At 60.3% G+C, this 25,140-nt stretch carries 25 protein-coding genes and 2 pseudogenes; 26 read left to right on the top strand and 1 reads right to left on the bottom strand.

Going from position 1 to position 25,140, the window contains the following annotated elements; genetic code table 11:
* Positions 1-108 precede the first annotated feature (108 nt).
* From DQ405_RS15070 to flhB, 12 genes are all read left to right on the top strand, one after another.
* Positions 109-414 carry an STAS domain-containing protein gene (locus DQ405_RS15070; protein WP_168424969.1) on the top strand — a complete coding sequence of 102 codons (306 nt, stop codon included), beginning with the start codon at positions 109-111 and terminating at the stop codon, positions 412-414.
* Positions 415-2,121: an ATP-binding SpoIIE family protein phosphatase gene (locus DQ405_RS15065; protein WP_168424968.1), complete on the top strand. Its 1,707-nt coding sequence runs from the start codon at positions 415-417 to the stop codon at positions 2,119-2,121.
* Positions 2,114-2,506 (top strand): Hpt domain-containing protein, encoded by a 393-nt coding sequence (locus tag DQ405_RS15060; protein ID WP_168424967.1) that lies wholly within the window; start codon positions 2,114-2,116, stop codon positions 2,504-2,506. Before DQ405_RS15065 ends, DQ405_RS15060 begins: the two co-directional genes overlap by 8 nt.
* A gap of 132 nt (positions 2,507-2,638) precedes the next feature.
* The gene (locus tag DQ405_RS15055) at positions 2,639-3,874 is read left to right on the top strand and encodes a flagellar hook-length control protein FliK (protein WP_168424966.1); all 1,236 of its coding nucleotides are present in this window, start codon (positions 2,639-2,641) and stop codon (positions 3,872-3,874) included.
* 204 nt (positions 3,875-4,078) lie between these two features.
* A complete protein-coding gene (gene fliL / locus DQ405_RS15050; protein ID WP_168424965.1) occupies positions 4,079-4,609 on the top strand; it encodes a flagellar basal body-associated protein FliL in 531 nt (176 codons plus the stop codon).
* Positions 4,610-4,621: 12 nt separating this feature from the next.
* The gene (gene fliM, locus DQ405_RS15045; protein WP_168424964.1) at positions 4,622-5,593 is read left to right on the top strand and encodes a flagellar motor switch protein FliM; all 972 of its coding nucleotides are present in this window, start codon (positions 4,622-4,624) and stop codon (positions 5,591-5,593) included.
* A gap of 40 nt (positions 5,594-5,633) precedes the next feature.
* Positions 5,634-6,104: a flagellar motor switch protein FliN gene (gene fliN / locus DQ405_RS15040; protein WP_168424963.1), complete on the top strand. Its 471-nt coding sequence runs from the start codon at positions 5,634-5,636 to the stop codon at positions 6,102-6,104.
* A 1-nt stretch (position 6,105) separates the two neighbouring features.
* A complete protein-coding gene (fliO, locus tag DQ405_RS15035; protein ID WP_168424962.1) occupies positions 6,106-6,525 on the top strand; it encodes a flagellar biosynthetic protein FliO in 420 nt (139 codons plus the stop codon).
* On the top strand, positions 6,525-7,301 hold the full coding sequence (gene fliP, locus DQ405_RS15030; protein WP_168424961.1) for a flagellar type III secretion system pore protein FliP: 777 nt from the start codon (positions 6,525-6,527) through the stop codon (positions 7,299-7,301). Before fliO ends, fliP begins: the two co-directional genes overlap by 1 nt.
* Before the next feature lie 19 nt (positions 7,302-7,320).
* Positions 7,321-7,590: a flagellar biosynthesis protein FliQ gene (fliQ, locus tag DQ405_RS15025; protein ID WP_019340606.1), complete on the top strand. Its 270-nt coding sequence runs from the start codon at positions 7,321-7,323 to the stop codon at positions 7,588-7,590.
* A gap of 36 nt (positions 7,591-7,626) precedes the next feature.
* Positions 7,627-8,406 (top strand): flagellar biosynthetic protein FliR, encoded by a 780-nt coding sequence (gene fliR, locus DQ405_RS15020; protein ID WP_168424960.1) that lies wholly within the window; start codon positions 7,627-7,629, stop codon positions 8,404-8,406.
* Positions 8,407-8,442: 36 nt separating this feature from the next.
* Positions 8,443-9,579, top strand: coding sequence for a flagellar biosynthesis protein FlhB (gene flhB / locus DQ405_RS15015; RefSeq protein ID WP_168424959.1), 1,137 nt, complete (start codon positions 8,443-8,445; stop codon positions 9,577-9,579).
* Positions 9,580-9,757: 178 nt separating this feature from the next.
* On the opposite strand, the gene sodC is transcribed toward flhB, so the two are convergent.
* Entirely contained in the window at positions 9,758-10,279 is a 522-nt protein-coding gene (sodC, locus tag DQ405_RS15010) for a superoxide dismutase family protein (protein WP_168424958.1), read from the bottom strand.
* 247 nt (positions 10,280-10,526) lie between these two features.
* On the opposite strand from sodC, the gene flhA reads away from it, so the two are divergent.
* The 14 genes and pseudogenes from flhA to DQ405_RS14940 all read left to right on the top strand — a co-directional run bounded on the left by flhA (position 10,527) and on the right by DQ405_RS14940 (position 25,067).
* Positions 10,527-12,647 (top strand): flagellar biosynthesis protein FlhA, encoded by a 2,121-nt coding sequence (gene flhA / locus DQ405_RS15005; RefSeq protein WP_168424957.1) that lies wholly within the window; start codon positions 10,527-10,529, stop codon positions 12,645-12,647.
* 16 nt (positions 12,648-12,663) lie between these two features.
* The gene (flhF, locus tag DQ405_RS15000; RefSeq protein ID WP_168424956.1) at positions 12,664-13,941 is read left to right on the top strand and encodes a flagellar biosynthesis protein FlhF; all 1,278 of its coding nucleotides are present in this window, start codon (positions 12,664-12,666) and stop codon (positions 13,939-13,941) included.
* A 91-nt stretch (positions 13,942-14,032) separates the two neighbouring features.
* Positions 14,033-14,859, top strand: a pseudogene (gene fleN / locus DQ405_RS14995) (flagellar synthesis regulator FleN).
* Positions 14,856-15,602 (top strand): RNA polymerase sigma factor FliA, encoded by a 747-nt coding sequence (gene fliA, locus DQ405_RS14990; RefSeq protein WP_375154402.1) that lies wholly within the window; start codon positions 14,856-14,858, stop codon positions 15,600-15,602. The pseudogene fleN and the gene fliA overlap by 4 nt, the downstream one beginning before the upstream one ends.
* Before the next feature lie 118 nt (positions 15,603-15,720).
* Positions 15,721-16,095, top strand: coding sequence for a chemotaxis response regulator CheY (locus DQ405_RS14985; RefSeq protein WP_174824682.1), 375 nt, complete (start codon positions 15,721-15,723; stop codon positions 16,093-16,095).
* Between the two features lie 23 nt (positions 16,096-16,118).
* Positions 16,119-16,914: pseudogene (locus tag DQ405_RS14980) on the top strand (protein phosphatase CheZ).
* Positions 16,915-16,926: 12 nt separating this feature from the next.
* Positions 16,927-19,107 carry a chemotaxis protein CheA gene (locus tag DQ405_RS14975; protein ID WP_168424953.1) on the top strand — a complete coding sequence of 727 codons (2,181 nt, stop codon included), beginning with the start codon at positions 16,927-16,929 and terminating at the stop codon, positions 19,105-19,107.
* A 45-nt stretch (positions 19,108-19,152) separates the two neighbouring features.
* The gene (locus DQ405_RS14970; protein ID WP_168424952.1) at positions 19,153-20,250 is read left to right on the top strand and encodes a protein-glutamate methylesterase/protein-glutamine glutaminase; all 1,098 of its coding nucleotides are present in this window, start codon (positions 19,153-19,155) and stop codon (positions 20,248-20,250) included.
* A 318-nt stretch (positions 20,251-20,568) separates the two neighbouring features.
* Positions 20,569-21,309, top strand: coding sequence for a flagellar motor protein (locus DQ405_RS14965; RefSeq protein ID WP_168424951.1), 741 nt, complete (start codon positions 20,569-20,571; stop codon positions 21,307-21,309).
* A 157-nt stretch (positions 21,310-21,466) separates the two neighbouring features.
* Entirely contained in the window at positions 21,467-22,279 is an 813-nt protein-coding gene (gene motD, locus DQ405_RS14960) for a flagellar motor protein MotD (RefSeq protein ID WP_168424950.1), read from the top strand.
* 99 nt (positions 22,280-22,378) lie between these two features.
* Complete coding sequence (locus tag DQ405_RS14955; RefSeq protein ID WP_168424949.1) at positions 22,379-23,167, top strand: ParA family protein; 789 nt, start codon at positions 22,379-22,381, stop codon at positions 23,165-23,167.
* An 86-nt stretch (positions 23,168-23,253) separates the two neighbouring features.
* Positions 23,254-24,084 carry a CheW domain-containing protein gene (locus tag DQ405_RS14950; RefSeq protein WP_168424948.1) on the top strand — a complete coding sequence of 277 codons (831 nt, stop codon included), beginning with the start codon at positions 23,254-23,256 and terminating at the stop codon, positions 24,082-24,084.
* Between the two features lie 86 nt (positions 24,085-24,170).
* Entirely contained in the window at positions 24,171-24,650 is a 480-nt protein-coding gene (locus tag DQ405_RS14945; RefSeq protein ID WP_122164264.1) for a chemotaxis protein CheW, read from the top strand.
* A gap of 3 nt (positions 24,651-24,653) precedes the next feature.
* Positions 24,654-25,067, top strand: coding sequence for a DUF2802 domain-containing protein (locus DQ405_RS14940; protein ID WP_168424947.1), 414 nt, complete (start codon positions 24,654-24,656; stop codon positions 25,065-25,067).
* Positions 25,068-25,140 lie beyond the last annotated feature (73 nt).

The following is a 25,140-nucleotide window of genomic DNA, read 5'->3' as shown; positions in this document are numbered from 1 at the left end:
GTCACTGAAGGCGCAGGCGCAGCTGGACGAGGCGTCATGCCAGCGATGGTTCATCGCTTGTCCGGCAAACACGACAGCTACGTTATCGCTTAGGACCAGGAGTGCTACATGACCATCAGTTCACAGCTATCGGCAGATGGACAAGAGCTGACGATTATCGTGCAAGGGCGTTTCGATTTTAATACCCATCAGGCGTTTCGCGATGCCTATCAGCGTGCTGATTGCACGCCCAGGCGCTACGTGGTCGATCTCGGCGGTGCGACCTATCTCGACAGCTCCGCGCTCGGCATGCTGCTGCTGTTGCGTGATTACGGCGGCAGCGATAAGTCGAACATTCGCCTGATCAATTGCAACCCGGATGTGCGAAAGGTGCTCTCGGTTTCCAATTTCGAACAATTGTTCGCGATCGCCTGAATGCCTGGTCGGCTCACCATACTCATCGCCGAGGACGGTGCGGCCGACCGCATGCTGCTGGCCGCCATCGTCGGTCGCCAGGGGCATCATGTGATCACTGCGTCGAACGGTGCCGAAGCGGTGCAGCTGTTCGAGCGCGAGCGGCCGCAGCTGGTGTTGATGGATGCGTTGATGCCGGTGATGGACGGCTTCGATGCCGCGCGGCAGATCAAGCGCCTGGCCGGCAACGAGCTGGTCCCGATCATCTTCCTGACCTCGCTCGGGGAGCACGAGGCGCTGGTGCGGTGCCTCGAAGCGGGTGGTGACGACTTCATCGCCAAACCCTATAACCCGATCATCCTCGAAGCGAAAATCCAAGCCATGCATCGCCTGCGCCGATTGCAGGCAACGGTGCTGGAACAGCGCGATCTCATCGCGCGGCGCAACCAGCAACTGCTCGATGAACAGCGCGCTGCCAAGGCGATTTTTGACAAAGTGGCTCATGCCGGTTGCCTGAACGCTCCTAACATCCGTTACCAGCAATCTCCGCGCGCGCTGTTCAATGGTGATCTGTTGCTCGCGGCGCAGGCACCAGCCAGCAGGATGTTCGTGCTGCTGGGCGACTTCACCGGCCATGGCCTGCCCGCGGCGATCGGTGCCATGCCGCTGGCCGAAACCTTTTACGGGATGACCGCCAAAGGCTATTCCAGCGACGAGATCCTCCGCGAGATCAATGCCAAGCTGAAGTTGATCCTGCCGGTGGAAATGTTCTGCTGCGCCACATTGCTGGATATCAACCTCAAGCAGGGCACGCTGCGAGTCTGGAATGGCGGGCTGCCGGATGGTTATCTGCTCAGGGCCGCCGATGGCGAGTGCGTGCCATTGCCGTCCAGACATTTGCCGCTTGGCGTGCTCGAGGCGTCCGCCTTCGATGACCGCTTCGAGACCTTGCCGTTGTCAATTGGTGATCGTCTGCTGTTGATGTCGGATGGGGTGCTGGAGAGTTGCAACGCCGACAATGAACTGTTCGGCGAGCAACGACTGCTGGCCATCATGAACGCGAATGCTGAACCCTCGGCCTTGTTCGAGGAGATTCAAGCGGCATTGCACGCCTTTCACGGTCAAATGCTTGACGATCTGAGCCTTGTCGAAGTGAGCATGACGGAGGAGAGCGTGCAGGCCGCGCTTCAGTCGTTCGACTCGTACCCGCTGGAGGCCCGGCGAGCACGGGCGAGGGATTGGTCGGCCAGCTTCGAACTTCGTCCGAACAGCTTGCGTGCCGCCAACCCCTTGCCAATGACGATGCAGTTGTTGCTGCAGGTCTCGCCCTTGCGCCACCGCGCTGGCACCATCTACACGGTGCTGACCGAGCTTTATGTCAATGCGCTGGAGCATGGGGTGCTGTCACTTGATACCTCGTTGAAATGCGATGCCGAAGGCTTCGCCAGCTACTACCAGGAACGTGATCGACGGTTGGGTGAGCTCGATGAAGGCTTCGTTGCCATCGACCTGAGGGTCAAATCTGAAGGCGCCAAGGGCTACCTGCGCATCGGTGTGCGCGATAGCGGACCCGGCTTCGACGTGCAGCGAGCGTTGAACAAGCAGTACTGCCCGTCGCGCCTCGGGGGGCGAGGTTTGCGCATGATTCGTCAATTGAGCGAACGCTTCTATTGGGAACCGGATGGCAAGGTTCTCAACGTGGAGTTTCACTGGACCGGTCATGCATAATTCACCGTTTCTGCAGCCAGGAGCATTCGTGGTCGATCATCTCGACAGCAGCGTGCTGGCGACCCTTCAAGATGTGATGGAGGCAGAGTATCCGGTGCTGCTGGATACCTTCCTCACCGACTCGGAAGAGCGGCTACTCCTGCTGCAGAGCGCCTGCCGCAACGGCGACGGTGAAGATCTGCGTCAGGCAGCTCATAGCTTCAAGGGCAGTTGCAGCAACATGGGGGCTACGTTACTGGCGGAACTTTGTCGCGAGCTGGAAGAGACCGCGCGGGTTGAGCAGCTGGATGAGGCACCCGAATTGATCGAGCGCATCGAGCGCGAATTCGCCATCGTACGGATTCTCTATCGAGCCGAACGCCAGCGGGCTGGCGGGTCTGGCTGATTGTCGCATTGCAACGACGCACGCTATCTCGCTTGATCAAACCCGTATGGGAGCCGTTGTAGGAGATCAATTTGTCCGCTGGCCTGGACTTTGCTTTAGGAGATTCACGTTATCACCTGAGCGGAAAGATCCATGGCCGTTTCCCCCGATCTGTTACTCAACATCAAGGCCCCGACAGCGGCTGCAAAGGCGGCGAGCGCGCCACCTAAGCAGGCGTCGCAACCCAGTCGGGACGAGCCTTCCAGCTTCGCCAACGTCTACGCGAAAGAGCGTCAGACTAAGCCGGCGGAGCGTCAGGATTCAGCCGCGAGATCCGCTCGTGACAAGCCAGTCAATGAAAAGCCGAGTCAGGAAACCGCCAAAGCAGGCGGCAGTGAAAAGCCGGCTGCGGCCGATGCCGGCAATGAATTGCCTGCCGAATCCGAGATGGCCAACAGCGACTTGCAGGCCGCCGAGGCCGAACTCGATCCACTGCTGCTGTTCGGCATGGGTGGGCAGGGTGAAATAAGCGACGGAGAGCTGGCCAAGCCCCTGCCGACTGGCAGTGAGTTGCTGGCAGGCCTGGGGCAGACGCAGGCGGCTAGCGGCGTTGCCGACGGGGAGGGCGACATGGCACTGGTTGGGCAGCGCGCATTGGATATCCAGTCGGGGGGGCAGAAGAGCCCATTCGCGACCTTCCTCATGCAAGAGCAAGCGCCTACGGATGCTCAGGATTCGCTGGCGGCGAGCCTTCTCGAGGGCGAAGCGCCCATCGACGAATCCGATGAGTTTTCGCTGGAGGACGGTTTCGGCGAGCTGCTCGACACCCTGGATACGCCGAAGGAGAGCCGCACAAGCGCCACCGATGCGGCGATCAATCGGCTCAATCCGCTGACTCAGGCGATCGCTCAGCAAAATCAGATTCAGCAGGCCCAGCGGCCGGCAATGGTGCCGGGACAGCCGGTACAGATGCAGCAGTCCGGCTGGAGCGAAGCGGTTGTCGACAGGGTGATGTGGTTGTCGAGTCAGAACCTCAAGTCCGCCGAGATCCAGCTCGATCCGGCCGAGCTTGGACGCATGGAGGTTCGTATCGACATGAACAAGGATCAGACCCAGGTGACCTTCCTCAGCCCGCACGCCGGCGTCCGAGATGCACTGGAAGGCCAGATGCAACGATTGCGAGATATGTTCGCCCAGCAGGGTATGAGCATGGATGTGAACGTTTCCGACCAGTCGCGAGGCTGGCAGGGCGAAGGCGGTGACGACTCGCGGGGCAGGAGCGTTGCCGGTAACGCGGCTGTTAGTGACGAAGAAGTCAGCCTGGGTGCGATGGATATCAGCACTGCCCGTACGGGCGGCGAGCGCGGCCTGGTGGATTACTACGCCTAAGCTGTGATGGCTGGCAAAAGAAACCGGGCGCCGTGCCCGGTTTTTTGCGTCTGGGGAGATGCCAGGGCGGGCTATTCGTCTACAAGTTGGCCTGCGATTGTAGCAATCGTTTACGTCGCCAGTTCCCTGGCTGATACTTTGGCACAGCTGTTGCTCGTAACGCTTTGATGCGAGTGAAATCACCTGTGATGACGGATATTTGGCATGGCTAAGAAACAAGGACCCCCAGACGTAGCGAGTCCTGCAGCTTCGGCCGACGGGAAGGGCAAGCTCAAGCTGATTATTCTCATCGTGCTCGGCCTGTTGCTGGCGGTTGGGCTATCGGTGGGCAGCACCTTTTATTTCATGACCCGCGGTGCCTCCGAACAATCATCAGCTGAAGCCGTTGATACGCAGGCTGCGCCACAGCGGCAGGCGGCAATCTATGAAACGTTGGCACCGGCGTTCATTGTCAATTTCACCAATACCAAGGGGCGCCAACGCTACATGCAGGTCAGCGTGGCATTGATGTCTCGCGATCAGGCGGCACTCGACGCGCTGAAGGAACACATGCCGCTGTTGCGCAATCAACTGGTTATGCTGTTTTCCAGTGAGGACTTCGCCACGCTGGCGACGCCGGTCGGCCAGGAGATGCTTCGGCAGAAGGCGACCGCCAGCGTTCAGGCGCTGGCAGAGAAAGAAATCGGCAAGCTTGCCGTTGAGCAAGTGCTGTTCACCAACTTCGTATTGCAATAGGGGTCGTTGTAGATGGCTGTTCAAGACCTGCTCTCACAGGACGAGATCGATGCGCTCCTGCACGGGGTTGACGACGGTCTGGTCGATACCGAGAGCGATGCCGAGCCGGGCAGCATCAAAAGTTACGACCTGACCAGCCAGGACCGTATCGTCCGCGGGCGCATGCCCACGCTGGAGATGGTCAACGAGCGCTTTGCCCGCTACACCCGTATCAGTATGTTCAATCTGCTTCGCCGCTCGGCCGATGTATCGGTGGGAGGCGTGCAGGTGATGAAGTTCGGTGAGTACGTGCATTCACTGTATGTGCCCACTAGCCTCAATCTGGTCAAGATCAAGCCGCTGCGCGGAACCTCGCTGTTCATTCTGGATGCCAAGCTGGTATTCAAGCTGGTGGATAACTTCTTCGGCGGCGATGGCCGGCACGCCAAGATCGAGGGGCGCGAATTCACGCCCACCGAGCTGCGTGTCGTGCGCATGGTGTTGGATCAGGCATTCGTCGATCTGAAAGAGGCTTGGCACGCGGTTCTCGACGTCAACTTCGAATACGTGCACTCGGAAGTGAATCCGGCACTGGCCAACATCGTCAGCCCCAGTGAGGTGGTGGTGGTGTCGACGTTTCATATCGAACTGGAGAGTGGCGGCGGTGATTTTCACGTAACCATGCCGTACTCGATGATCGAGCCGATCCGCGAGATGCTCGACGCCGGCTTTCAGTCGGACGTCAGCGACCAGGACGAGCGATGGGTCAACGCCTTGCGCGAGGATGTGCTCGACGTGCACGTGCCGCTCAGCGCAACGGTGGTACGGCGCCAGCTCAAATTGCGCGACATTCTCAATATGCAGCCGGGGGACGTCATCCCGGTAGAGATGCCCGAAGACATGATCATGCGCGCCAATGGCATGCCGGCTTTCAAGGTCAAGCTGGGCGCGCACAAGGGCAACCTGGCCCTGCAGGTGCTCGAATCCGTATTGCGACCACGTTGATTCAACTCCTATTCAATTACCAGCCGGTCGAGGATTAGCGATGGCAGACGAACACGAAAACACTTCCGCGGAAGAGCAGGCGCTTGCCGACGAATGGGCTTCGGCGCTGGCCGAGGCGGGCGACGCCAGCCAGGACGATATCGACGCACTGCTCAATCAGGGACCGGCCACGCCCGCGGCACCGCCGCGTGCACCGCTGGAGGAGTTCGGCAGCAGCCCGAAGAGCGCTGTAGGGCCAGCTGGCATGGACGGGCCGAACCTCGATGTGATTCTCGATATTCCGGTGTCGATTTCCATGGAAGTCGGCAGCACCGAGATCAGCATCCGCAACCTGCTGCAGCTGAACCAGGGGTCGGTAGTCGAACTGGACCGTTTGGCGGGCGAGCCGCTGGATGTACTGGTCAACGGCACCCTGATCGCTCACGGCGAGGTGGTGGTGGTGAACGAGAAATTCGGCATCCGCCTGACTGACGTGATCAGTCCGAGCGAACGCATCAAGAAGTTGCGCTGATATGCGGATTCTGGCCTTCCTTGCGCCATTGCTGGCTATGCCGGCAATGGCCGCTGAGTCCGCAGCGAGCATGAGCAGCTCCGGCATGGGTACGCAGATGACCAAGTTGCTGTTCGGCTTGTTACTGGTGATCGGCCTGATCTTCCTGCTCGCCTGGCTGTTGCGTCGGATGCAGCAACTCAACCCGCGTAGCAATCAGGCTATCAAGCTTATCTCCAGCCATGCCCTCGGCCCACGTGAGCGTCTGGTGCTGGTGCAGGTCGGCGGCGAGCAGGTTCTGCTTGGCTTGAGCGCCGGCCGCATCACGCCCCTGCACGTGCTTGCAGAACCGGTTCATCTTCCGGACGCCGAGCCGGCTAACCCGGAGTTTGCCCAGCGCCTGATGGAGTTGCTTGGCAGGGACCAGAAGGACAAGCCCTGATGCTTCGATTGTTGCTGGCGGTCCTGCTGGTGCTGGCCGCGCCGTTCGCTCTGGGGCAGGATGCCGGAGGCCTGATCTCCCAAGGTGACAACCCGCTGTCGATACCGGCGATCACGCTGAGCACCGATGCCGAGGGGCAGCAGGAATATTCGGTCAGTCTGCAAATTCTGCTGATCATGACGGCGCTGAGCTTCATCCCGGCGTTCGTCATGCTGATGACCAGCTTCACCCGCATCATCATCGTCTTTTCTATCCTGCGTCAGGCCCTTGGCCTGCAGCAGACGCCGTCGAACCAGATCCTCGTCGGCCTGACGATATTCCTCACGCTGTTCATCATGGCCCCGGTGTTCGAGCGGATTAACAACGAGGCGGTGCAGCCTTATCTGAACGAGCAGCTGTCCGCACCGGATGCGATCGCACGGGCCGAAGTACCGCTGAAGAATTTCATGCTGGCGCAAACCCGCGAGAGCGATCTGGAGTTGTTCGTACGGCTGTCGCGCCGGACAGACATCCAGACGCCGGACGCTGCACCGCTGACCATTCTGGTGCCGGCATTCGTGACTTCCGAGTTGAAGACCGCGTTCCAGATCGGCTTCATGATCTTCATTCCATTCCTGATCATCGACATGGTCGTCGCCAGCGTGCTGATGGCGATGGGCATGATGATGCTTTCGCCGCTGATCATTTCGTTGCCGTTCAAGATCATGTTGTTCGTACTGGTCGACGGCTGGGGGCTGATCATCGGCACGCTCGCTAGCAGTTTCGGCACGCTCTAGCATCCATAGGGAGACACGCATGACACCCGAAGTTGCGGTTGACCTGTTTCGAGAAGGCCTGTGGATGACCGCGATGATCGTCGGCGTGCTGGTGGTGCCGAGCCTGTTGGTCGGTCTGGTGGTGGCGATGTTTCAAGCCGCTACCCAGATCAACGAACAAACCCTGAGTTTTCTGCCGCGCCTGCTGGTCATGCTGATGACGCTGATCTGGGCCGGGCCCTGGTTGGTCCGAGAGTTGATGGAGTACACCCAGGGCTTGATCCAGAACATTCCGCTGATCATCGGATAACCCTGATGTTCAGTGCCTCTCGCAAGGCGTTCGCCAGTGCTTGAACTCAGCGATGCGCAGATCGGTGCCTGGGTCGGGCAGTTCCTGCTGCCACTGTTTCGCATCGCGGCGCTGTTGATGAGCATGCCGATCATCGGTACGCAGCTGGTGCCGATGCGTATACGGCTCTACCTGGCCGTTGCAATCGCGGTTGTCCTCGTCCCTGGGCTACCGGCTGTCCCGGTGGTGGAAGCGCTGAGCGGGCAGGCGTTAGTGCTGATCGCTGAGCAGATATTGATCGGCGTGATGCTGGGTTTCGTGCTGCAGCTGTTTTTCCAGGTATTCATCGTCTCCGGCCAACTGCTCGCCATGCAGATGGGGCTGGGCTTCGCGTCGATGGTCGATCCAGCCAATGGCGTCTCGGTCCCGGTGATCGGTCAGTTCTTCAACATGCTGGTGATTCTGCTGTTCCTGGCAATGAACGGCCATTTGGTTGTGCTGGAGATTCTCACCGAAAGCTTCGTCACCTTGCCGATTGGCGGTTGGCTGGTTGGGACCAATCACTTCTGGGAAGTAGCCGGCAAGCTCGGCTGGGTGCTGGGCGCCGGTTTGCTGTTGGTGTTGCCGGCCATCACCGCGCTGCTGGTGGTGAACCTAGCCTTCGGTCTGATGACCCGCGCGGCACCTCAGCTGAATATCTTCTCGATCGGCTTCCCGTTGACCCTGGTGCTCGGCCTGGTCATCGTCTGGATCGGCATGGCCGACATCCTCGCGCAATATCAGACCTTCGTCAGCGAAGCGCTGGGCATGCTGCGTGAACTGATTGGATTACGCTGATGCGGTCTCTTTCTTCACAGCTAATGGAGCCCTCGCATGGCTGAGAGCGAAAGCGGTGCCGACAAAAGTGAGGAACCCACGGAGAAACGCATCCGTGAATCTCGAGAAAAGGGCCAGCTGGCCCGCTCCAAAGAACTGAATACGGTGGCGGTGACGTTGGGTGGGATCGGCGGTCTGCTCGCCTCGGGCGGCAGCCTGGCGGGCAGCCTGATGGCGATGATGCAGGGCAGTTTCGAACTCAGCCGTGAAACCCTGCTGGACGAAGGCGCCATGGTGCGGCTGCTGATGAGCAGCGGCATGATCGCGCTCGAAGCCATCATGCCGCTGCTGATCGTGCTGCTGATCGTGTCCATCATCGGCCCGATCTCGCTGGGTGGCTGGCTGTTTTCAGGCAAGGCGATGGCGCCCAAGTTCAGCCGGATGAATCCCGGTCCCGGCCTGAAGCGGATGTTTTCGACCAAGGCGCTCGTCGAGCTGCTCAAGGCGCTGGGCAAGTTTCTCGTGGTGCTGCTGGTGGCGTTGGCGGTACTCAGCGCCTATCAGGATGATCTACTGTCCATCGCCAAACAGCCGCTGGATCTCGCCATCATGCACAGCGCTGAGGTGGTGGGCTGGTGCGCGCTGTGGATGGCTTGCGGGCTGATCCTGATCGCTGCGGTGGATGTGCCTTTTCAGCTTTGGGACAACAAGCAAAAGCTGATGATGACCAAGCAGGAAGTGCGCGACGAATACAAGGACAGCGAAGGCAAACCCGAGGTTAAATCACGGATTCGTCAGCTGCAGCGCGATGCGGCTCAGCGGCGGATGATGCAGGCCGTGCCGGACGCCGATGTGGTCATCACCAACCCGACTCACTTCGCCGTCGCCTTGAAGTACGACGGGGACAAGGGCGGGGCGCCGATGCTGGTGGCCAAGGGCGGGGATTTCGTGGCGCTGAAGATTCGCGAGATTGCCAACGAGCATCAGGTGACGGTACTCGAGTCACCGGCGCTGGCGCGGGCGGTGTATTACTCCACCGAGCTCGATCAGGAAATCCCGGCGGGGCTCTACCTCGCTGTGGCGCAGGTGCTGGCGTATGTCTATCAGCTGCGCCAGTACCGCTCTGGCAAGGGTAAACGGCCTGATCCGTTGAGTAATCTGCCGATTCCGCCGGACTTGCGTCGAGATGAATGAGCGGCTTGGACGCCGCTCTGAAATCTGGAGCTTCGCGGGTGAGTTAAGCCTGCTTTAGGACTAAGTTGGTGGGCTGAGGCCCACCCTACTGGCGGTCTCGCCGTAGTGGTGTGGGCTCACCCTTGCGTTGAAGCGTGAAGCTGGGAACCGTCTCTACAGTTCCCAATTTTCAGCTGCCTTATTCGATCACCCCGCACGCGACCCGAGCGCCGCCGCCACCGAGGGGCTGCGGATGGTCGGAATGGTTGTCGCCGCCCTTGTGGACCATCAATGCCAGACCTTTGATATCGCCAAGGCTTTTCAGGCGAGGAGCCAGGACCGGCTGGTTGGCCTGTCCCTCGCTGTCGACCATCAGTGCGGGTAGATCGCCCATATGGCCGTCCCCCCACGGCTCGCCATGCTTGCCGGAGTTCTTCGGATCCCAGTGACCGCCGGCCGAGCCCGCTGCGATGGTTTCGCCGTCCTTGTCCGCCGGCTCGCAGCTGCCCTTGGCGTGGAGGTGGAAACCATGTGCGCCGGCGTCCAGGCCCGACAGCTCGGGACGGAACACCAGGCCGTACTGGCTGCTCTCGATCTTGACGGTGCCGACGGACTCGCCGATGCCTTCAGCCGATACAGCCTTGACCGGCACGCTGAGGGTTTCGGCTTGGAGGCCCATGGCCGTACAGCTGGCGAGGGCCGCGATGATCCACTGTTTCATGGCAAAAACTCCTGTGAAGTGAAGGCGCGAAAAATGTCGCAGATAGCGATTGCCGTCTCGGCATTGCTGCCGATCAGCGATCCTAGGGTGAGACTGTCTAGTGTCTGGTCGGTTCGAACATGGCTTCGTTGACAGCGCCGCTTGCTCGGTGGATGCAAGTGCGCGGGGAAGTTGGACCCCTTCTTGCTATAGCTCGGGCAGAGCGCTTTTTGCGTCAATTCTTTGTTCTGTCTTTGTCGGGGTCTACGTGGATCGCACGCAACTCATCCATATTCGCAATGGCCTGACGGGCGCGGGACGCGGCAATCTTGGCGTGCCGCTGCTGTTGCTCGTGATGATGGGCATGATGATGTTGTCGGTGCCGCCGTTCCTCCTGGATCTGCTGTTCACCTTCAACATCGCGCTGTCGATCGTCGTGCTGCTGGTCAGTGTCTATGCGCTGCGGCCGCTGGATTTCGCGGTGTTCCCGACGATTCTGCTGGTTGCCACCTTGATGCGTCTGGCGCTGAACGTGGCGTCGACACGAGTCGTGCTGATCAACGGCCATGAGGGCGGGTCGGCAGCCGGACATGTGATTGAGGCGTTCGGCAACGTGGTGATCGGCGGTAACTACGTCGTCGGTATCGTCGTTTTTGCGATCCTGATGATCATCAACTTCGTCGTGGTCACCAAGGGCGCCGGACGTATTTCCGAAGTCAGCGCACGCTTCACGCTGGATGCCATGCCCGGCAAGCAGATGGCCATCGACGCCGACCTCAATGCTGGGCTGATCGATCAATCCGAAGCCAAGTTGCGTCGGGTCGAGGTCGCCTCGGAGGCGGATTTCTACGGCTCGATGGACGGTGCGAGCAAATTCGTCCGCGGTGATGCCATCGCCGGCTTGCTGATCCTGTTCATCAACCTCATCGGCGGCGTTGGCATCGGCATGGCGCAACACGGCATGAGCTTCAGCGAGGCGGGCCAGGTCTATGCGCTGCTGACCATCGGTGATGGACTCGTGGCGCAGATCCCTTCGCTGCTGCTGTCGACGGCCGCCGCGATCATGGTGACCCGTGTCACCAGCTCCGAAGACATGGGCCAGCAGGTCAACCGGCAGATGTTTGCCTCGCCGAAGGCGCTGGCCGTATCGGCCGGCATCATGATCGCTATGGGCCTGGTGCCCGGCATGCCGCACATGTCGTTTCTCGGCCTCGGTGCGGTTGCTGCGGGCGGCGCTTACTGGATCTGGCATCGCCAGAAGCAAGTCAAGCAGCAGGCTGAGGACGATGTGCAGAAGCAGCAGGAAATGCTGCCTGCGCAACGCGCGGCGGAAACCAAGGAGCTGGGCTGGGACGACGTGACACCGGTTGACATGGTCGGCCTGGAGGTCGGCTACCGGTTGATTCCGCTTGTTGACCGCAACCAGGGTGGACAGCTACTGGCGCGGATCAAAGGCGTGCGCAAGAAGCTCTCGCAGGATCTCGGCTTCCTGATGCCATCGGTGCACATTCGCGACAATCTCGACCTGCTGCCCAATGCCTATCGCTTGACGCTGATGGGCGTGAGCCTGGCCGAGGCCGAGGTCTACCCGGACCGCGAGCTGGCGATCAATCCGGGCCAGGTGTTCGGCCCGCTCAATGGCATCGCTGCCAAAGATCCGGCGTTCGGCCTGGAAGCGGTCTGGATTGAGGCCGCACAACGCGACCAGGCCCAGTCACTCGGTTACACCGTGGTGGATGCCAGCACCGTGGTCGCGACGCACCTGAACCAGGTCCTGCACAAGCATGCCCACGAGTTGCTGGGGCATGAGGAGGTTCAGCAATTGATGCAGCTGCTTGCCAAGAGCTCGCCGAAGCTTGCAGAAGAGCTGGTGCCCGGGATGATTTCGTTGTCCACCTTGCTCAAGGTGCTGCAAGCGCTGCTGCAGGAGCAGGTGCCGGTGCGCGATATCCGCACCATCGCCGAGGCGATCGCCAATGTCGCCGCCAAGAGTCAAGATCCCGCCGCGATGGTGGCTGCGGTGCGGGTCGCGTTGTCCCGTGCAATCGTGCAAAACGTTGTAGGACTAGAGCCGCAGCTGCCTGTGATTACGCTGGAGCCAAGGTTGGAACAGATATTGCTCAATAGTCTTCAGAAGGCAGGGCAAGGCTCCGAAGATGGCATTCTTCTGGAGCCGGGAATGGCCGAGAAGTTGCAACGATCCCTGGTAGAGGCAGCACAGCGTCAAGAAATGTTGGGTAAGCCGGCGATACTGCTGGTGGCCGGTCCAGTCCGCGCGATGTTGTCGCGGTTCGCCCGATTGGCCGTACCGAACATCCACGTCCTCGCCTACCAGGAAATACCGGATAACAAGCAGGTCACCATCGTTTCCACGGTGGGTCAGAATTAACCGAGGGTTATAGGCCATGCAGGTCAAACGTTTCTTCGCAGCCGACATGCGTATCGCCATGAAGATGATTCGTGACGAGCTGGGCGCCGATGCCGTGATCACGGGTAATCGCCGTGTTGCCGGCGGCGTCGAGCTGACTGCTGTGCTTGATTATCCGATGGAACCAGCAGCCCCGAAGCAGCCGAATGCGGCGCTGGAAGCGGAGCTGCGCAAGACCCAGGCGCGTATCGCCAGTGCCCACGCGGAGCTGCAAGCGCCATCGCGCAGCATTGCCGGCCAGGATCGTCAACTGCTTGACGAGAAGCCCGCGGCCGTTCAGCCTGCGCCAGTCGCCGCGAGTGCCTCGTTCGATACGCGCGCGGTCGAAGCCATGCAGTCGGAGCTGCAAGGCCTGCGCGAGTTGATCGAAGTGCAGCTTGGCTCGATTGCCTGGGGGCATGAGCAAAGCCGTCGTCCGCAGCAAGCCGGGCTCTGGCGCCGCCTGCAACGCGTCGGCTTGCCGGCCGAGCTGTCGCGCGCATTGCTGGAAAAGGTTTCCACCGTGGCCGAGCCGCGCCAGGCTTGGCGGATGCTTCTGGCGCACCTGGCGCAATCGATCAAGGTCAGCAAGGTCGAGCCGTTGGAAGAGGGCGGAGTGATTGCGCTGGTCGGTCCCGCCGGTGCTGGCAAGACCACTACGTTGGCGAAGCTCGCGGCGCGCTACGTGCTCAAGCACGGCGCGCAAAGCATTGCATTGGCAAGCATGGACAACTACCGCATCGGCGCGCAGGAACAGCTCAAGACCCTGGGCCGCATCCTCGACGTACCGGTCATTCAGATCGATCCCAGTCAGCCGTTGAGCAAGACGCTGGCGCCGATGGCCCGCAAGCGCCTGATCCTGGTCGATACCGCTGGCCTGCCGGCCGGTGACGCGATGATGCGTGTTCAGCTCGAAGCCTTGGCTGATCGCGGCGTCAAGTCGAAGAATTATCTGGTGCTGCCGGCAACCAGCCAGAGTCAGGTGCTCAAGGCGACCTGGCACAACTACCGCCGATGCGGGCTGGCTGGCTGCATTCTGACTAAACTGGATGAGGCCGGGAGCCTGGGTGATGTGCTGGGTCTCACCATCAGCCAGCATCTGCCCATCGCTTACCTTGCCGATGGGCCGCGCATCCCTGACGATCTGCATCTTCCGCGCAGCCACCAGCTGGTGAGCCGGGCGGTTAGTCTGCAATCCGAGGAGAATCCCAGCGAGGAAACCATGGCCGACATGTTCTCCGGTCTGTACAACGGTTCTTCACGGAAAGTCGGATGAGTATTCTGCTCTGTGATACACACAAAGGAGACGCGTTCGGGCTGAACGCATCGATCGCCCTCGGGCTCCAGCAAGAGATAGGCGTGTGAAAATGGGTATTCATCCCGTACAGGTTATTGCGGTGACTGGCGGCAAGGGTGGCGTCGGCAAGACCAACGTGTCGGTCAATCTGGCCTTGGCCCTGGCCGAACTCGGTCGCCGGGTGGTGTTGCTCGATGCGACCTTGGACTGGCCAATGTTGACGTACTGCTGGGTTTGACGACCAAGCGCACACTGGCTGACGTCATCGCCGGCGAGTGCGATTTGCGTGACGTGCTGATTCAAGGGCCGGGCGGCATCCGCGTCGTGCCCGCGGCGTCGGGCACCCAGAGCATGGTGCAGCTGTCTTCTCTTCAGCACGCCGGATTGATTCAGGCCTTCAGCGATATCGGAAACGACATCGATGTGCTGATCATTGACACGGCGGCGGGCATTGGCGATGGCGTGGTGAGCTTCGTGCGCGCTGCACAGGAAATACTGCTGGTCGTGACCGACGAGCCCACCTCGATCACCGATGCCTATGCGTTGATCAAGCTGCTCAATCGGGACTATGGCCTCAGCCGCTTCCGCGTGCTGGCGAACATGGCGCATGCGCCGCAGGAAGGGCGCAACCTGTTCGCCAAGCTGACCAAGGTGACCGAGCGTTTCCTCGACGTGGCGCTGCAATACGTAGGGGCGATCCCCTACGACGAGGCGGTGCGCAAGGCGGTACAGAAACAGCGTGCCGTCTATGAGGCCTATCCCCGAGCCAAATGCTCGCTGGCGTTCAAGGCCATCGCGCAGAAAGTGGATAGCTGGCCGCTACCGGCGACGCCGCGGGGCCATCTGGAGTTCTTTGTGGAGCGCCTCGTCAGGCCCGCCGCAGACCGTAACGAATGACAGCAGCTGGATTCGGTATGTACTACAGCAAAGCTCAAGCAAAAGACTCGCAATATCAGCTCATCGATCAGTACGCGCCGTTGGTCAAGCGTATTGCCTACCACCTCCTGGCGCGTTTGCCAGCGAGCGTGCAGGTTGATGATCTGATGCAGGCCGGCATGATCGGATTGCTGGAAGCGTCGAAGAAATACGACTCCGGTAAGGGGGCGAGTTTCGAGACCTACGCCGGTATTCGTATCCGTGGCGCAATGCTCGATGAGGTCCGCAAGGGTGATTGGGCGCCGCGATCCGTGCACCGCAATTCACGCATGGTCAGTGAGGCGATTCGGGCGATTGAAGCCAGAACCGGTCGCGACGCTAAAGATCAGGACGTTGCGGCCGAACTTAAATTGAGTCTCGATGAGTACTACGGCATTCTGGGCGACACCCTCGGCAGCCGCCTGTTCAGCTTCGACGATCTGCTTCAGGAAGGCGAGCACGGGGAATTCGAGCAGGATGCAGCAAGCACCCATCCGGAACCGTCCCGCGATCTTGAAGACGAGCGTTTTCAGCAGGCGCTGGCCGAGGCCATCGGCAACCTGCCTGAGCGCGAGAAGCTGGTGCTTTCACTGTATTACGACGAAGAGTTGAATTTGAAGGAAATCGGCCAAGTGCTGGGGGTCAGCGAATCGCGGGTAAGCCAGTTGCACAGTCAGTGCGCGGCGCGTCTGCGGGCTCGCCTCGGCGAGTGGCGGGCCCGTTAACGGGCGGTTCGCAAGAAAGCAGTAGAGGCCGCTTACGAGCTTCATCATGAAGGCCCGCAACAGACCGTGAGCAGGTTATGGGGTTTCGGGATTTACGGAGGTGTACTTGGACAAGAACATGAAAATCCTCATCGTCGATGACTTTTCGACCATGAGACGGATCATCAAGAATCTCTTGCGTGATCTGGGCTTTACCAACACCGCCGAGGCGGATGATGGCGTCACAGCGTTGCCGATGTTGAAGAGCGGCAGTTTCGATTTCCTCGTCACCGACTGGAACATGCCGGGCATGAGCGGCATCGATTTGCTGCGTGCCGTGCGAGCCGACGAACGCTTGAAGCACCTTCCGGTACTGATGGTTACTGCCGAAGCGAAGCGCGACCAGATCATCGAGGCCGCGCAAGCAGGCGTAAACGGTTACGTGGTCAAGCCATTCACGGCTCAAGTGCTCAAAGAGAAGATTGAAAAAATCTTCGAGCGCGTCAACGGCTGAAGCAGTAACGCCGCGAGGGCACTATGACGCAAGCAGAGCAAAGCCTGGCAGAGTTCGAAGCGACTCTGAAGGCTCATGCACCCCAGTTGATCGAGAGTCTGCAACAAGGCCGCTTCGACGAAGCGACCCAGATGTTCAACGAGCTCAATCAGGCGCGAAATAACGGACTTTATCGAGAGGTTGGCAAGCTCACCCGCGAGCTGCATAACGCCATCGTCAAGCTCGAGATGGATACCTGTGCAACGGGTGGCGATCCGTCACCGATTACCGACGCCACCGATCGGCTTTCCTATGTGGTGGAGATGACCGAAAAGGCCGCCAACCGCACGATGGATCTGGTGGAAGAGTCGGCGCCCCTGGTGAACTACGTCAGCTACGAAGCCCAGAGTCTGACGGCCGACTGGCAGCGCTTCATGCGCCGCGAGATGAATGCCGAACAGTTCAGGGATCTGGTCCGTCGCATTGACCAGTACCTGCAGCGCTCGATGAACGACAGCAGCCAGCTGTCGCAGAATCTCAGCGAGATCATGCTCGCCCAGGACTTCCAGGATCTGACCGGTCAGGTCATCAAACGTGTCACTCGGCTGATCACCGACCTTGAGAACAACCTGCTGAATCTCGTGCTGATGGCCGGGCAGGTCGATCGTGTGGCGGGCATCCAGCATGACCGTGAAGCGATGCGCGCCGAGCAGGAAAAGAAAAAAACACGAAAAAGAGCCTTCCAACGGTGAAGGTCCGCAGATGCATGCCGATATACGTGAGGATGTCGTATCCGGGCAGGACGATGTCGATGATCTGCTTTCGAGCCTGGGCTTTTAGGGGAAGGTGAATATGAGCTTCGACGCCGATGAAGAAATCCTCCAGGACTTCCTGGTAGAGGCCGGCGAGATTCTCGAACTATTGTCAGAGCAACTGGTGGAGCTGGAAAGCAGCCCCGATGACACAGCCTTGCTCAATGCGATTTTTCGCGGTTTCCATACGGTAAAAGGCGGTGCCGGTTTTCTCCAGCTGCATGAGCTGGTCGAGTGCTGCCACATCGCGGAGAACGTCTTCGACATCCTGCGCAAGGGTGAGCGTCGCGTCGACTCGGAATTGATGGATGTCGTGCTGCAGGCACTGGACGCCGTCAACGAAATGTTCAGCCAGGTGCGCGAACGCACCGCGGTAACCCCTGCTACCCCTGAGCTGCTGGCGGCACTGGCACGCCTGGCCGAACCGGCCGGAGCGGAACAGCCTGTGGCTGAAGCGCCAGCCGAGCCTGAGCCAGAAGCCGCGACGGCAGACAACGAATTCGAGCAGTTTCTGGGCGCACTGGACCAGACCGCCGAGTCTCCGTCTGCCGGAGCCGCGGATGAGATCACCGACGAGGAATTCGAGTCGCTGCTCGACCAGCTTCATGGCAAGGGGCAATTTGCGGTCGAGCCGACACCAGTCACGCCACCCACCGATACTCCTGCCAGTGACGAGATCACCGACGACGAATTCGAGGCATTGCTCGACCAGCTGCATGGCAAGGGCCAGTTCGCCGAGCCGGCCGCTGCTGCGCCTCGTGCGGAGGCGTCGGCGACGCCTTTGGCGTCCGGTGGCGATGAGATCACCGATGACGAATTCGAAGCACTGCTGGATCAGCTACACGGTAAGGGCAAGTTCGAGCCGGAAGAGGCCGCTCCAGTAGCCCCGGCGCCTGCCGCGACAGCAAAAGCTGCTCCGGCTGCTACGCCGGCAGCGAAGAAGGATACGGCGCCGCAGCCGGCAGCAGCCTCTGCGGCCAGCAAGGCAGCCGTGACACCCAAGGCAGAGGCTGCTTCCAAGGCGGCCCCGGCACCCGAGAAATCGGCAAGCGAAGCCGAGACGACCGTACGGGTCGATACCGCGCGGCTCGACGAGATCATGAATATGGTCGGCGAACTGGTGCTGGTACGTAACCGCTTGGTGCGTCTGGGCTCCAACAGCGCTGACGAAGCCATGGCCAAAGCCGTATCCAACCTGGATGTGGTAACTGCCGATCTGCAGAGCGCCGTGATGAAGACGCGCATGCAGCCGATCAAGAAGGTGTTCGGTCGTTTCCCGCGCCTGGTTCGGGATCTGGCGCGCAGTCTCAAGAAAGAGATCAACCTGGAGCTGGTTGGCGAAGAGACCGATCTGGACAAGAACCTCGTCGAAGCCTTGGCCGATCCACTGGTGCACTTGGTGCGTAACGCGGTCGACCACGGTATCGAGACGCCGGAAGAGCGCGAGGCTGCCGGCAAACCACGCACCGGCAAGGTAGTGCTGTCGGCCGAACAGGAAGGCGATCACATCCTGCTGATGATTACCGATGACGGTAAGGGCATGGACGCGGACATTCTGCGTGCCAAGGCGGTAGAGAAAGGGCTACTGGACCGAGATGCTGCCGATCGCCTGAGCGATCTGGAAAGCTACAACCTTATTTTCGCGCCCGGCTTCTCCACCAAATCGGAAATTTCCGATGTGTCCGGCCGTGGTGTCGGCATGGACGTGGTCAAGACCAAGATTTCGCAGCTCAACGGCACCGTCAACGTATTCTCCAGCAAAGGCCAAGGCTCGCGTGTCGTTATCAAGGTGCCGCTGACATTGGCGATCATGCCAACCCTGATGGTGATGCTGGGCAATCAGGCCTTCGCCTTCCCGCTGGTGAGCGTCAACGAAATATTCCACCTCGATCTGTCGCGCACCAACGTGGTTGATGGTCAGGAAGTGGTGATCGTCCGTGACAAGGCACTGCCATTGTTCTACCTCAAGCGCTGGCTGGTACGCGGTGCTGAACATGAAGAGCAGCGCGAAGGTCACGTCGTGATCCTGAGCGTTGGTAACCAGAGCATCGGCTTCGTCGTGGATCAGTTGGTGGGACAGGAAGAAGTGGTGATCAAGCCACTGGGCAAAATGCTGCAAGGCACTCCGGGCATGTCCGGCGCGACGATCACCGGCGATGGTCGTATCGCCCTGATCCTCGATGTCCCAAGCATGCTCAAGCGTTACGCACGCCGCGTCTGATCACTGGACAGCGGTTCTGATGATCGCTGTCGCTAGGAGTGTTTTATGGCAGTCAAGGTCCTGGTGGTGGACGATTCCGGCTTCTTTCGTCGCCGGGTATCGGACATTCTTTCTTCAGACCCGAATATCCAGGTAATTGGCACCGCCACCAATGGGCGCGAGGCCATCGACAAGGCATTGGCGTTGAAGCCCGATGTCATCACCATGGATTACGAGATGCCGATGATGGACGGCATCACTGCCGTGCGGCAGATCATGCAGCGTTGTCCGACCCCAGTGTTGATGTTCTCTTCGCTTACCCACGAAGGTGCTCGGGTGACGCTCGACGCGCTGGACGCCGGGGCGGTGGATTTTCTGCCGAAGAACTTCGAAGACATTTCGCGCAATCCGGACAAGGTCAAGCAGCTGCTCTGCGAGAAGATTCATACGATTTCGCGCAGCAACCGTCGCTACGGCAACGCCGCCAGCATTACGGCAGCTGTCGCGGCGCCTGCACGCAGCACCCCCGCTCCATCGGGTGTCGCACCTTCGACTGCCCGTGCCGCAGCGCCCACGCACACGGCACCAGCGCCTCGTCGCAAGTCGTATCGATTGGTGGCCATTGGCACGTCGACCGGTGGTCCGGTGGCGCTTCAGCGCGTGCTGACTCAGCTGCCCGCCAATTTTCCGGCTCCCATCGTATTGATCCAGCATATGCCCGCCGCGTTCACCAAGGCATTTGCCGAGCGTCTGGACAAGCTATGCAAGATCAGAGTCAAGGAAGCCGAAGACGGCGACCTGCTGCGCCCGGGTCTCGCGCTGCTGGCACCCGGCGGCAAGCAGATGATGATCGACGGACGGGGTGCGATTCGCATCCTGCCTGGCGACGAGCGGCTTCACTATCGGCCATGCGTTGATGTCACCTTCGGATCTGCCGCAAAGGCGTTCCATGACAAGGTTCTGGCGGTTGTGTTGACGGGCATGGGGGCCGACGGTCGCGAAGGCGCTCGCATGCTCAAGCAGAGCGGCAGCCAGGTGTGGACCCAGGACGAAGCCAGTTGTGTCATCTATGGCATGCCGATGGCGGTAGCAAAGGCCAACCTCAGCGATGCGGTTTACGGCCTCGATGACATCGGCCGGCATCTGAGCGAGGCGTGCCTTTAGGGTCTGTTCCCGTTTCGCCCGCGGCCGCGCCGGAGCCGTTTTTTGCGCGGAGCAAGACCGCGCCCGCTCCCGGCGGGCTTGCGGCATTCACCCCATCCATGGGGATCGCATGAGGAGAGAAGTTTGGTTATTCCAAATGAGCGACGAATAACGCAGCGCCGCGCAAAAAACGGCCCGTCCCTTCGGGTTGCGCGCCAAATATCGCCATACTGCGTTGCGGGACTTGGCAATGGAAAAACCATTGCCTGCATCCCGCGCCTTGCCTGGCGGCATTTGGTGCAGCAACGCGGCTCGCGTCGAAGCGGGAGCAGACCCTAGATGGATGTGCTCAGCCTCATCGGGCTGGTCCTTGCGTTTGTCGCCATCGTCGGTGGCAATTTCCTCGAGGGCGGCCACGTCTCGGCGTTGCTCAATGGTCCGGCAGCGTTGATCGTGCTGGGCGGCACGCTGGGCGCGGTTCTGCTGCAGACGCCGATGGCGGTGTTCATGCGGGCCATGTCGATTCTTGGCTGGATTTTCTTTCCGCCGCGTGTCGACATGGCTGGCGGTATCAGTCTGGTCACTGGCTGGAGTGCCACGGCGCGCAAGGAGGGGCTGCTGGGGCTCGAGCCGATCGCCGAAAGCGAGCCCGATCCCTACGCCCGCAAAGGTCTGCAGTTGCTGGTCGATGGCGCCGAGCCCGAGGTGATTCGCAGCATTCTCGAGGTTGACCTGTACACCCAGGAAACCCGCGATCTGCGAGCGGCAAAAGTGTTTGAGAGTATGGGCGGCTATTCGCCCACGGTGGGCATCATCGGTGCGGTGATGGGATTGATTCACGTGATGGGTAACCTCGCCGACCCAAGCCAGCTAGGCAGTGGCATAGCCGTTGCGTTCGTTGCCACTATCTATGGCGTGGCTTTTGCGAACCTGCTGGTATTGCCAATGGGCAACAAGCTCAAGAGCGTGGTGCAGAAGCAAACCGCCTATCGCGAAATGCTGCTCGAAGGTGTCCTGTCGATTGCCGAAGGGGAAAACCCCCGCTCGATCGAGATGAAGCTGCAGGGCTTCATGGATTGAGCAGCGAAAGGCCGACGGTGCGCACCCCTGCCGCCGCGGACACGGGAAGAAATATGGTACAGGCTCGAACCACAATCGTTATTCGCTACAGCGCCGCCTTTGCGAGTAAGCGCGTTGCTATGTCTGCTCACCTGTCACTGCTGAGAGTCGGCTGATCATGGGGCGGCGCAGAACGCACGAAGAACCGGAGAATCACGAGCGCTGGCTGGTTTCCTACGCGGATTTCATCACGTTGCTATTTGCCTTCTTCGTGGTGATGTATTCGATTTCCTCGCTCAATGAAGGCAAATACAAAATCCTGTCAGATTCGCTGGTGGGCGTATTCAATCAGGTCGATCGTGCCGTCAAGCCCATCCCGATCGGCGAAGAGCGACCGCGCACAACGCAGCCGGATGTGTCTGAGATCGACGAGCCGCAGTCATCGCAGCAGCCGATCGATCCTCTGCAAAGCATCATGCAGAGCATGCGGGAGGCCTTCGCCGACCTCATCGACGACAATCAGCTTACTGTCAGAGGCAATGAGTTCTGGGTGGAAATCGAGCTGAATTCCAGCCTGCTGTTCCCCAGCGGTGATGCATTACCCAACGACCATGCGTTCGATCTGTTGGAGAAGGTCGCCAGGATTCTGGCGCCTTTTGACAATCCGATTCATGTTGAAGGTTTCACTGACAATCTGCCCATCAGTACGAACAAATTTCCGACCAATTGGGAGCTTTCGGCTGCCCGCGCCGGTAGTGTCGTGCGGATGCTGGCGGCCGATGGCGTCGATCCATCACGCCTGGCGGCGGTGGGCTACGGCGAGTTTCAGCCCATCGCGGATAACGCGACTGCAGAGGGACGGGCACGTAACCGCCGGGTGATTCTAGTCATTTCACGCAACCTTGATGTGCGGCGCGGTATCAGTGGTGTCGGCAGCGCCCGGGCTATGGGGCCGGCGCCGCAGTCTGGCACACAACGTGCTATCCCCTGAGATCGTTTAGGTGCCGCTCGCGGTGTCGTCAATTCCTCGTCGTCGGTTATGCCGACACGGCCGTTCCCGGTCTGGTCCGATCCGGATGGAAAGAGAGTTATGAGAGTCTGGGCAGTAGCCAATCAGAAAGGCGGAGTGGGTAAAACCACGACCTCCATCGCGCTCGCCGGATTGCTGGCCGATTCCGGCAAGCGGGTCGTGGCGTTGGATCTCGATCCCCATGGCTCGATGACGAGCTATTTCGGTCATGATCCGGATAATCTCGATCGCAGCGTTTTCGATCTGTTCCAGCATCAGGGCAGCGTCCCTGAGGGGCTGCCCTGGCAGCTGCTGCTGCCGACGAGCCATGAGCGCATTTCGCTGCTGCCATCGAGCACCGTGCTGGCGACCCTGGAGCGTCAGTCTCCCGGGCAGAACGGCCTCGGTCTGGTCATTGCCAAGAGCCTTTCGCAGCTCTGGCAGGATTTCGATTACGCCATCATCGACAGTCCGCCTTTGCTCGGAGTGTTGATGGTCAACGCACTGGCGGCCAGCCAACAGCTGGTCATCCCGGTGCAGACCGAGTTTCTGGCGATGAAGGGACTGGAGCGCATGGTCAGCACGCTCAGCATGATCAACCGGTCGCGTCGACAGGCGTTGCCCTACACCATCGTGCCGACCATGTTCGACAGACGCACCCAGGCGTCGATGAATACGCTCAAGGTGTTGCGCAACGGCTACCAGGAAAACCTGTGGCAGGCCTTTATCCCGATCGATACACGCTTGCGCGATGCCAGTCGCGCAGGCGTCACGCCATCGCAGCATGACCCCAACAGCCGAGGGGTGCTGGCGTACCGGGCACTGCTCAAGACGCTGCTGGCGGCACAAGCTTCGCCGCAGGTTGCCTGAATGGCGACGTACGGATCTGATCGCGGTTCAAGTTCGCCGTGGTTGCGGCCGATAGCCTATCCAGTGGATTTGCACGAGTTGGTTTCATGAGCCGTACCGTTCTTAAAGAAAGCCGTTCGCAACAGACGCTGCAGTCCTATCTCGACGCGCTTTTGCAGGATGCTGTCATGGAACTGACTGATTCGGTCAGCCACGACGAGTTCCAGGCGGCAGTGCTCGAGGAGCAGCAGCGAGACGTCCAACGGGTCGTTCCGCTGCGGCAGGTTGCGCTACCCGAGTCCGAGCCGGCTCCAATGCTTGCGCCGGTTATCGCCGAGCCGGAGGCATTGCTCGAGCTGCAACCCGAATTGCCGACAGAACCGCTCCCCGCATCGATCGAGCCGATAGCCGTTTTCGAACCGAAGCTGCAGGTGCCTGGTGGCCCGCCGGCACACCGGAACGGTCAGCCGGAGTGGGGCGAGGAGCCGTTCGAATGTCTGCTGTTCGACGTGGCCGGTCTGACATTGGCGGTGCCGCTGGTCAGTCTCGGCTCGATCTATCCGCTTGCCGGACAGGAGCTGACACCGCTGTTCGGCCAGCCCGCGTGGTTTCTCGGCATATTGCCGAGCCAGGCCGGCAATCTGAAGGTGTTGGATACGGCGCGCTGGGTCATGGCCGATCGGTATCGTGATGATTTTCGCGAGGGGCTGCAGTACGTGATCTCGGTGCAAGGCTATGAATGGGGTCTGGCGGTGCATCAGGTCAGTCGCTCGATTCGCCTGGACCCCAAGGAAGTCAAATGGCGTTCGCAGCGCACCCAGCGACCCTGGCTGGCCGGGACAGTGATTGATCATATGTGCGCGCTGGTGGACGTGGCTGCGCTTGCAGAATTGATTGCCAGCGGCGCGACCCGCCATCTCAAGGGCATCCCGTCGTAAACGAATTGAACAACCGTGGGTGCGCGCAAGCGCCCCGCGTAACCGATAGAATCGACCGCCACAGCGGTATAAGAAGAGGTGGGGCTATGAAGATGACTTCCGCACAGGGTTCCGATGATCCGGTCCTGCAGTGGGTAACCTTCCGTCTGGATAACGAGACCTACGGCATCAATGTGATGCAGGTCCAGGAAGTGTTGCGCTATACCGAAATTGCGCCGGTGCCAGGCGCCCCAAGCTATGTGCTTGGCATCATCAACCTGCGCGGTAATGTTGTCACCGTGATCGATACGCGCCAGCGCTTCGGCCTCGAAACGGCACCGGTGTCGGACAATACCCGTATCGTGATCATCGAGGCAGATCGCCAGGTGGTTGGCATTCTGGTCGACAGCGTCGCCGAGGTGGTCTACCTGCGTCAGTCGGAGATCGAGACCGCACCCAACGTCGGTAATGACGAGTCGGCAAAGTTCATTCAAGGTGTTTGCAACAAGAACAACGAGCTGCTGATTCTGGTCGAACTGGACAAGATGATGAGCGAAGAAGAATGGGCGGAACTTGAGAGCATCTGATACATGATCGAGTCGCTGGTCGCGGCGGTCGTCGCGCTTGCCCTGTGCTGTCTGGCATTGCTGGGTTGCTGTATCTGGCTGTTTCGGCGCCAGCAGCGGCAAGTCCAGGCGCAAGCGCTTGAAAACGCGACCCGTGACCAGCGCATCAAGGAGCTCGGTGCACGACTGGATAGCTATCAGGAAGGCAGCATCACGATGGGCCAGAAGCTGCGCGAGCTGTCACGCGTCGTTGCGCCATTGCCGGAGAAGCTCAGCCAGCTCGAACAGCGCGATCCGAACAATTTCGCTTTCTCCCAGGCCGCCAAGCTGGTCGGTATGGGCGCCAGCGTCGATGACCTGACGCAATCCTGTGGTCTGTCCCAGTCCGAAGCCGAGCTGATGCGCAAGCTGCACCAGGCGCGGCGCAAATCCGACTAGCGCATCGCCGCTCACCGTTATTGGCCGTCAAAGTACGCAGGCATTCCTAGTGGCCTGTTGTCTCGTCGTTATT

The sequence above is a fragment of the Pseudomonas sp. SST3 genome (assembly GCF_003325755.1).
The sequence above is the reverse complement of the archived record's forward strand: the minus strand, read 5'-3'. Positions and strand labels throughout refer to the sequence as shown.

What these genes read in the sequence shown, in the direction of transcription:
- flhB (WP_168424959.1), top strand. Translation starts at nt 8,443, where the DNA reads ATGGCTGAGAGCGAAAGCGGTGCCGACAAAAGTGAGGAACCCACGGAG.
- DQ405_RS14955 (WP_168424949.1), top strand. Translation starts at nt 22,379, where the DNA reads ATGAGAGTCTGGGCAGTAGCCAATCAGAAAGGCGGAGTGGGTAAAACC.
- DQ405_RS15060 (WP_168424967.1), top strand. Translation starts at nt 2,114, where the DNA reads ATGCATAATTCACCGTTTCTGCAGCCAGGAGCATTCGTGGTCGATCAT.
- DQ405_RS14985 (WP_174824682.1), top strand. Translation starts at nt 15,721, where the DNA reads ATGAAAATCCTCATCGTCGATGACTTTTCGACCATGAGACGGATCATC.
- flhF (WP_168424956.1), top strand. Translation starts at nt 12,664, where the DNA reads ATGCAGGTCAAACGTTTCTTCGCAGCCGACATGCGTATCGCCATGAAG.
- DQ405_RS14970 (WP_168424952.1), top strand. Translation starts at nt 19,153, where the DNA reads ATGGCAGTCAAGGTCCTGGTGGTGGACGATTCCGGCTTCTTTCGTCGC.
- DQ405_RS15065 (WP_168424968.1), top strand. Translation starts at nt 415, where the DNA reads ATGCCTGGTCGGCTCACCATACTCATCGCCGAGGACGGTGCGGCCGAC.
- sodC (WP_168424958.1), bottom strand. Translation starts at nt 10,279, where the DNA reads ATGAAACAGTGGATCATCGCGGCCCTCGCCAGCTGTACGGCCATGGGC.
- fliQ (WP_019340606.1), top strand. Translation starts at nt 7,321, where the DNA reads ATGACACCCGAAGTTGCGGTTGACCTGTTTCGAGAAGGCCTGTGGATG.
- fliN (WP_168424963.1), top strand. Translation starts at nt 5,634, where the DNA reads ATGGCAGACGAACACGAAAACACTTCCGCGGAAGAGCAGGCGCTTGCC.
- DQ405_RS14950 (WP_168424948.1), top strand. Translation starts at nt 23,254, where the DNA reads ATGAGCCGTACCGTTCTTAAAGAAAGCCGTTCGCAACAGACGCTGCAG.
- fliA (WP_375154402.1), top strand. Translation starts at nt 14,856, where the DNA reads ATGACAGCAGCTGGATTCGGTATGTACTACAGCAAAGCTCAAGCAAAA.
- DQ405_RS14975 (WP_168424953.1), top strand. Translation starts at nt 16,927, where the DNA reads ATGAGCTTCGACGCCGATGAAGAAATCCTCCAGGACTTCCTGGTAGAG.
- DQ405_RS14945 (WP_122164264.1), top strand. Translation starts at nt 24,171, where the DNA reads ATGAAGATGACTTCCGCACAGGGTTCCGATGATCCGGTCCTGCAGTGG.
- fliL (WP_168424965.1), top strand. Translation starts at nt 4,079, where the DNA reads ATGGCTAAGAAACAAGGACCCCCAGACGTAGCGAGTCCTGCAGCTTCG.
- DQ405_RS15070 (WP_168424969.1), top strand. Translation starts at nt 109, where the DNA reads ATGACCATCAGTTCACAGCTATCGGCAGATGGACAAGAGCTGACGATT.
- motD (WP_168424950.1), top strand. Translation starts at nt 21,467, where the DNA reads ATGGGGCGGCGCAGAACGCACGAAGAACCGGAGAATCACGAGCGCTGG.
- fliM (WP_168424964.1), top strand. Translation starts at nt 4,622, where the DNA reads ATGGCTGTTCAAGACCTGCTCTCACAGGACGAGATCGATGCGCTCCTG.
- fliO (WP_168424962.1), top strand. Translation starts at nt 6,106, where the DNA reads ATGCGGATTCTGGCCTTCCTTGCGCCATTGCTGGCTATGCCGGCAATG.
- DQ405_RS14965 (WP_168424951.1), top strand. Translation starts at nt 20,569, where the DNA reads ATGGATGTGCTCAGCCTCATCGGGCTGGTCCTTGCGTTTGTCGCCATC.
- fliP (WP_168424961.1), top strand. Translation starts at nt 6,525, where the DNA reads ATGCTTCGATTGTTGCTGGCGGTCCTGCTGGTGCTGGCCGCGCCGTTC.
- DQ405_RS15055 (WP_168424966.1), top strand. Translation starts at nt 2,639, where the DNA reads ATGGCCGTTTCCCCCGATCTGTTACTCAACATCAAGGCCCCGACAGCG.
- DQ405_RS14940 (WP_168424947.1), top strand. Translation starts at nt 24,654, where the DNA reads ATGATCGAGTCGCTGGTCGCGGCGGTCGTCGCGCTTGCCCTGTGCTGT.